The organism is Cupriavidus sp. FW305-46 (assembly GCF_058787075.1).
Window position 1 is genome coordinate 1 of record NZ_JBYSZI010000122.1, and the last position, 6233, is coordinate 6233.

Consider the following 6233-nt stretch of genomic DNA (forward strand, 5'->3'; position numbering starts at 1 on the left):
AAGCGCGACAGGGGGCAGGGGCGCGGTTACCGTTGCCCCAACCAACCCCAAGCCCGTTCCTCTGCCAAAATACGCCTTTAACCCCACCAGAATTCCCCTGGAGACAAAATGAAGTTGCAGTTGTACGTCCCCGATGGCCGCTACGACCCCTGGATCGCAGGCTTCGCCGAGGCACTGCCCGAAGCGCAATGCGTGACGTGGGAGGACAGCCGTGGCGAACCGGCCGACTACGCCGTGGTCTGGCGCCCGCCGGTGGAGATGCTGCGTGGCCGTACCGACCTGAAGGCGGTGTTCAACCTGGGCGCCGGCGTCGACGGCATCCTGCGCCTGCGCGATGAAGCCCCTGACGCCTTGCCCGCGGGCGTGCCGATCGTGCGGCTCGACGATGCCGGCATGGCCGCGCAGATGGCCGAGTACGTCACCCACGCCGTGCTGCGCTATTTCCGCAAGATGGACGCCTACGAGGCCCAGCAGCGCGCCGGCAACTGGAAATTCCTGAAGCCGCATCGCCGCGCGGACTTCACCGTCGGCGTGATGGGGGTGGGCACGCTCGGCACGCATATCGCCCGCACGCTGGCGGGCTTCAGCTTCCCGGTGCGAGGCTGGAGCCGCACCGCGCGCGCCATCGAAGGCGTGAGTGGCTTCTACGGCGATGCCGGGCAGGCGCCGTTCCTCGATGGCCTGCGCGTGCTGGTCAATGTGCTGCCGCTGACACCGCAGACCGAGAACATCCTCAACGCGGGGCTGTTCGCGCGGCTGGCGCAGGGCGCGTATGTGATCAACGTCGCGCGCGGGCAGCACCTGGTCGAGGAAGACCTGCTTGCCGCGGTGCAGTCGGGGCAGGTTGCGGGTGCCACGCTCGACGTGTTCCGCACCGAGCCGCTGCCTGCCGAGCACCCGTTCTGGCAGGAGCCGCGCATCACCGTCACGCCGCATATCTCGGCGCTCACGTTGCGCGAAGACAGCATCGCGCAGATCGCCGGCAAGATCCGCGCGCTGCGCGCGGGCCAGCCGATCGCGGGCGTGGTCGACGTGCAGCGGGGCTACTGAGCGCCCGACCAATACGAATCAAAGACAGGAGACAGCCATGACCATGCCGAACTACGTGAAGATCGTTGAAGTCGGTCCGCGCGACGGCCTGCAGAACGAGAAGGCGATGGTGCCGACCGAGGTCAAGGTCGCGCTGATCAACCAGCTGACCGATGCCGGCTTCGTCAATATCGAGGCCGCGTCGTTCGTGTCGCCCAAGTGGGTGCCGCAGATGGCCGACGGTGCCGACGTGATGGCGCGCATCCAGCGCCGGCCCGGCACACTGTTTTCGGCGCTGACGCCGAACATGAAGGGGTTTGAAGGCGCGATCGAGGCCGGTGCCGACGAGGTCGTGATCTTCGGCGCCGCCAGCGAGGCGTTCTCGCAGAAGAACATCAACTGCTCGATCGCCGAGTCGATCGCGCGCTTTGCGCCGGTGGCAGCGGCAGCCAAGGAGAAGGGCGTGCGCCTGCGCGGCAGCATCTCGTGCGCGCTGGGCTGCCCGTACCAGGGCGAAGTACCGGTGCACGCGGTGGTCGACGTGGTGCGGCGCATGCGCGAACTGGGCTGCGACGAGATCGACATTGCCGACACCATCGGCGTGGGCACCCCCGTGCGCGTGCAGGAAGTGATGCGCGCCGCGGCGGCGGAGTTTGCGCTGGACCGCCTGTCGGGCCATTTCCACGATACCTACGGGCAGGCGCTGTCCAATATCCTGGCCAGCCTGGAAGTGGGCATCTCGATCTTCCATGCGTCGGTGGCGGGGCTGGGCGGATGCCCGTACGCCAAGGGCGCGACCGGCAACGTGGCGACCGAGGATGTGCTGTACATGCTGCACGGCATGGGCATCCACACCGGCATCGACCTGGAAGCGGTGGTGCGCACCGGCGACTATATCTCGCAGGCAATCGGCCGCGCCAACAGCTCGCGCGTGGGCCGTGCCTTGCTGACCAAGTGGGCCGCCGCCAGCGATGCGGCGCCTGCCTGCGCGTAAGTGCGGATCAGGCGCGGGCCACAGAACAAGGAGAAGTACGCATGACGGTGAATGACGAAGCGCTGCCCGAGTCCGCGCAGCGCGTGGCCGACCTGCTGGCCGGGCTTGGCCATGACCGGCCCGTGGTGATGCTGCCGGCCACCGGCAAGACCTCGGCCGAGGCCGCGGCGGGGCTGGGCTGCAGCGTGGCCGAGATCGCCAAGTCCATCATCTTCCGGCGCGTGGCCGACGACGCGCCGGTGCTGGTGATCGCCAGCGGCAGCAACCGCGTCGACGAGGCCAAGGTGGCCGCGCGCGTAGGCGCGCTGGGCAAGGCCGACGCGCGCTTCGTGCGCGAGAAGACCGGCTACGCCATCGGCGGCGTCTGCCCGATCGGCCATGCGGTGGCGCCGGTGATGCTGCTGGACCAGGACCTGTTCCGCTATGACAGCTTGTGGGCCGCGGCGGGGCATCCCCATGCGGTCTTCAACCTGACGCCGCACCAGTTGCAGCAGATGACGGGCGCCGAAGTGGCCGACGTCGCGGCAGGCTCGGTGGCATGAGTCCCGACCTGCGCCCCGGCCTGACCTTCAGCTGGCAATACACGGTGCCGCCCAAGGCCACCGTGCCGCGCCTGTACGACGATATCCCGGGCTGCCCCGAGATGCCCGACGTGCTGGCCACCGGCTATATGGTCGGCATCATGGAATGCGCCTGCCTGCAGATGCTGCGCGAGCACCTGGACTGGCCGCGCGAGCAGTCGCTCGGCACGCTGGTCAGCTTCTCGCACCTGGCGCCGACGCCGCCGGGCATGACGGTCATGGTCAAGGGCGAACTGGTCGAGGTGGACGGGCGCCGCCTGCGCTTCCAGCTGAGCGCCTGGGACGGCGAGGACAAGATCTCCGAGGGCGTGCATGAGCGCCACCTGATCGACGCCGGCCGCTTCAACGAAAAAGTGGCGGCCAAGGCCGCGCGCGCGGCGGGCTGAGTGGCGAGCGAGCGCAACGCCATGGCCCTCACACCTGCCGAGCTGGCCGCTCAGGCCGACGCCGCGCAGCGGGCCTCGCCGGTGCCGTCGCCATGCCGCAACGTCTGCCGCATGGATCCGGCCACCGGCTACTGCGCGGGCTGCCTGCGCACCATCGAAGAAATTGCCGGCTGGTCGTCCGCCGGCGATGAAGACAAGCGCCGCATCTGGGCGCAGCTGCCGCAGCGCGCCGCATGGCTGGCAGGCGAGGAGACATCCCCTTGAGCGAACGCCCGGTCCCGCAGTTGCCGGCCACCATGCGCGTGTTCGAGCGCGGCTGGCTGTCGGCAAACAATATCCTGTTCGTTGAGGGCGACGATACGGTGCTGGTCGATACCGGCTACGTCACCCACGCGCCGCAGACGGTGGCGCTGGTGGCGGCCGCCTTGCAGGGCCGGCCGCTCGCACGCGTGATCAATACCCATCTCCACTCCGACCACTGCGGCGGCAATGCCGCGCTGCAGGCACGCTGGCAGCCGCGCACCGCGATCCCCGCGGCCGAGGCCGCAGCCGTTGCCGCGTGGGATACGGAAGCGCTCAGCTACAAGGCCACCGGCCAGCAGTGCGACCGTTTCACCTTCGACAGCGTGCTGAACGACGGCGACACGCTGCGCCTGGGCGGCATCGACTGGCAAGTCGTGGCCGCCCCCGGCCATGACCCGCATGCGGTGATGCTGTTCGCGCCGGCCGAGCGCATCCTGGTTTCCGGCGATGCGCTGTGGGAGAACGGCTTCGGCGTGATCTTCCCCGAGCTGGATGGCGAGAGCGGCTTCGCCGAGCAGGCGGCGGTGCTGGAACGGATCGCGCAACTGGACGCGCGGCTGGTGATCCCGGGCCACGGCCGGATGTTTACCGATGTGGCGGCGGCGGTCGAACGCGCTCAGGGGCGCCTGGCCTACCTGAGCGCCGACCCGGCGCGCAATGCCAGCCATGCGGTCAAGGTGCTGGTGAAGTTCAAGTTGCTGGAGCAGCAGTGCATGGCCCAGGACGCGCTGGTGGCATGGATGGAAGCCGCGCCGCTGATGGTGCGCATCCGCCAGCGCTTCATGCCGGGGCTGGAGATGGCCGAGATCTGCGCGCAGACGGTGCGCGCGCTGGCGGGAGTGAAGGCGCTGGCGGTGGAGGGGGCGTGGGTGGTGAATCGGGATTGATTCACCACGCCTGCCTGCATCCTCAGAATGACGTCCTGAACCCCACCTTCACACTGCGCCCGGCCAGCGGCGCGATGTCCCGCAGGATCGACGCCGAGTTGCGCGCATCCTGGTTGGTCAGGTTGTCGCCGCGCAGGTACACCAGCGTCTGCGTGCCCGACACCTTGAACTTGTAGGTCAGCGCCAGGCTCAGCAGCGTATAGGCATCGGTCGGCGTGTCGTTGGTCGGCACGCGGGTCTGCTTTGCGGCGTAGGTCACGTCGACGCGCGCGCCCCACGGGCCCGCGCCATACACCAGTGCACCGCCCAGGCGCAGCGGTGCCAGCCGCGGCAGCGGTTCGCCGGTATCGCGGTTCTCGCCGCGCACGTAGTCGGCGCGGGCCTCGAAGTCCAGCGTGTCGCTGGTGGTCAGCATTTTCTGCAGCAAGCGCGTCTTGCCTTCCACCTCGAAGCCGTACAGCGTGGCCGGCACACCCAGGTACTGGAACTCCGGCAGCGCGTCCGGGCTGCCGGCGGCGACCACGTCGCCCGCCTCGTCACGCGTGCGGCCGGTGGCGTTCAGCGCCAGGTAGTTGGCGAAGCGGCTGTAGTAGCCCGACACGGCGGCGCTGTGCGCGCCGGACTTGAAGCGCACGCCCAGGTCGATAGAGGTGGCCCGTTCCTTGTTGGCATTGGGATCGCCCAGCTCCCACGCGCCGGTGGCCACGTGGGGGCCGTTGGCATACAGCTCGTAGAAGGTCGGCGCGCGCTCGGTGTATGACAGGTTGCTGGTCAGCGACCACAGCGGGTTGACCTTGTAGAGCAGGCCGGCCGACGCGCTGGTGGCGTTGAAGCTGCGGCTGGCATCGGTAAAGCGGTCGTTGCCGTTGGCGCTGGCCTTGATGCTGCTGTGGTCCAGGCGCCCGCCCAGGTTCAGCTTGAGGTCGCCGGAAGCGGTCAGCGGCAGTTCCTCGAACACGAACAGCGCGGCGTTATCCGTATTGGTGCTCGGCACGAATGCCTCTTCGCCCAGTGCCGAGAAGTCGGTATGGCCGAACTGCGTGCCGATCACGCCCGTCATGTTGCCGATCTTTGCGTGCCTGGCCTCCAGGCGCGCATCCCAGCCGCGGTTCTTGAAGATCGTGCCGGTCTCGCCGCCCTCGATCTCCTTGTGTTCGTAGTCGGTGTAGCCGAACTTGCCCTTGACCGATTCGAGCCAGCCGGCGGTGTTGCCGGCCAGGTTGCGTGCCTCGCCTTCCAGCGCAAAGCGGTCCTGCCGCATCTTCAGCCGCACGTCGTCCTCGGCGGGCGTGCCGTACTCATTGCGGTAGGCGCTGTAGTTGGCGCCGACGAAGCCATCGGCCCAGGTGTAGGAGCCGCCCATCGCGCCGCCTTCCTGCTGCGCGCTGGTGTTGGGCAGGCGGCCATAGGCTTCGGTCTCGCCTTCGGGCAGTGGATCGGCGGTGCGCAGACGGTCGCTGCGGGCGTAGCCGGGGATGCGCAGGTCGCTGGTCTTGCGCGCGAAGGCGTCGGCGTGGACGGCGAACTTGCCGTTGCCGGCCTCGATCAGCGCGCTGGCGTTGCGCGCCTGGTCGCCGCCCGCGGTGGCGCTGGCATCGACCGCGCCGCCGATGCCTTCGATCGGCTCCTTCGGAATCCGGTTGTCGATCACGTTGACCACGCCGCCGATGGCGTTGCCGCCGTACATCAGCGCCGCCGGGCCGCGCACGACCTCGATGCGCTCGGCCACGAGCGGGTCCACCGGCACGGCGTGGTCGTAGGACAGCGTGGAGGCGTCGACGGTGGTGCCGCCGTTCTGCAGCACCTTGATGCGGTCGCCGTCCAGGCCGCGGATCACCGGCCGGCTGGCATTGGGGCCGAAGTAGCTGGACGAGACCCCGGGCAGTTTGTCGAGCGTGTCGCCCAGCGTGCTGCCCTGGCGCACGGCCAGGGCGTCGCCGCCGAGCGTCGATACTGGCGCCACCATGTCGTTGAGGTCGCTGCCGAGCGGGTTGGCGGTGACCACGACTTCGCGCAGCGTGGTGCCGGCTGGCGCGGTGGCGGTGGCGGTGGC

At 69.1% G+C, this 6233-nt stretch carries 7 protein-coding genes; 6 read left to right on the forward strand and 1 reads right to left on the reverse strand.

Annotated elements, in window-relative coordinates; translation table 11 throughout:
- Nucleotides 1-108 precede the first annotated feature (108 nt).
- Genes AC3WON_RS30800 through AC3WON_RS30825 form a run of 6 tightly spaced genes read left to right on the forward strand, consistent with a single transcriptional unit; the run spans nucleotide 109 to nucleotide 4180 of the window.
- Nucleotides 109-1050, forward strand: a complete 942-nt coding sequence (locus AC3WON_RS30800) for a 2-hydroxyacid dehydrogenase (RefSeq protein ID WP_492353450.1) — start codon at nucleotides 109-111, stop codon at nucleotides 1048-1050.
- 37 nt (nucleotides 1051-1087) lie between these two features.
- Complete coding sequence (locus tag AC3WON_RS30805) at nucleotides 1088-2023, forward strand: hydroxymethylglutaryl-CoA lyase (RefSeq protein ID WP_010813274.1); 936 nt, start codon at nucleotides 1088-1090, stop codon at nucleotides 2021-2023.
- Between the two features lie 41 nt (nucleotides 2024-2064).
- Nucleotides 2065-2565: a YbaK/EbsC family protein gene (locus AC3WON_RS30810; protein WP_010813275.1), complete on the forward strand. Its 501-nt coding sequence runs from the start codon at nucleotides 2065-2067 to the stop codon at nucleotides 2563-2565.
- Nucleotides 2562-2990 carry a thioesterase family protein gene (locus AC3WON_RS30815; RefSeq protein ID WP_492353451.1) on the forward strand — a complete coding sequence of 143 codons (429 nt, stop codon included), beginning with the start codon at nucleotides 2562-2564 and terminating at the stop codon, nucleotides 2988-2990. Before AC3WON_RS30810 ends, AC3WON_RS30815 begins: the two co-directional genes overlap by 4 nt.
- A 21-nt stretch (nucleotides 2991-3011) precedes the next feature.
- Nucleotides 3012-3254 (forward strand): DUF1289 domain-containing protein, encoded by a 243-nt coding sequence (locus AC3WON_RS30820; protein WP_085960184.1) that lies wholly within the window; start codon nucleotides 3012-3014, stop codon nucleotides 3252-3254.
- Complete coding sequence (locus tag AC3WON_RS30825; protein WP_492320737.1) at nucleotides 3224-4180, forward strand: MBL fold metallo-hydrolase; 957 nt, start codon at nucleotides 3224-3226, stop codon at nucleotides 4178-4180. The genes AC3WON_RS30820 and AC3WON_RS30825 overlap by 31 nt, the downstream gene beginning before the upstream one ends.
- Before the next feature lie 22 nt (nucleotides 4181-4202).
- Here AC3WON_RS30825 and AC3WON_RS30830 read toward each other — a convergent pair.
- Nucleotides 4203-6233 (reverse strand): TonB-dependent receptor (locus AC3WON_RS30830; RefSeq protein ID WP_492353452.1); only part of this gene is annotated, 2031 nt, incomplete at its 5' end.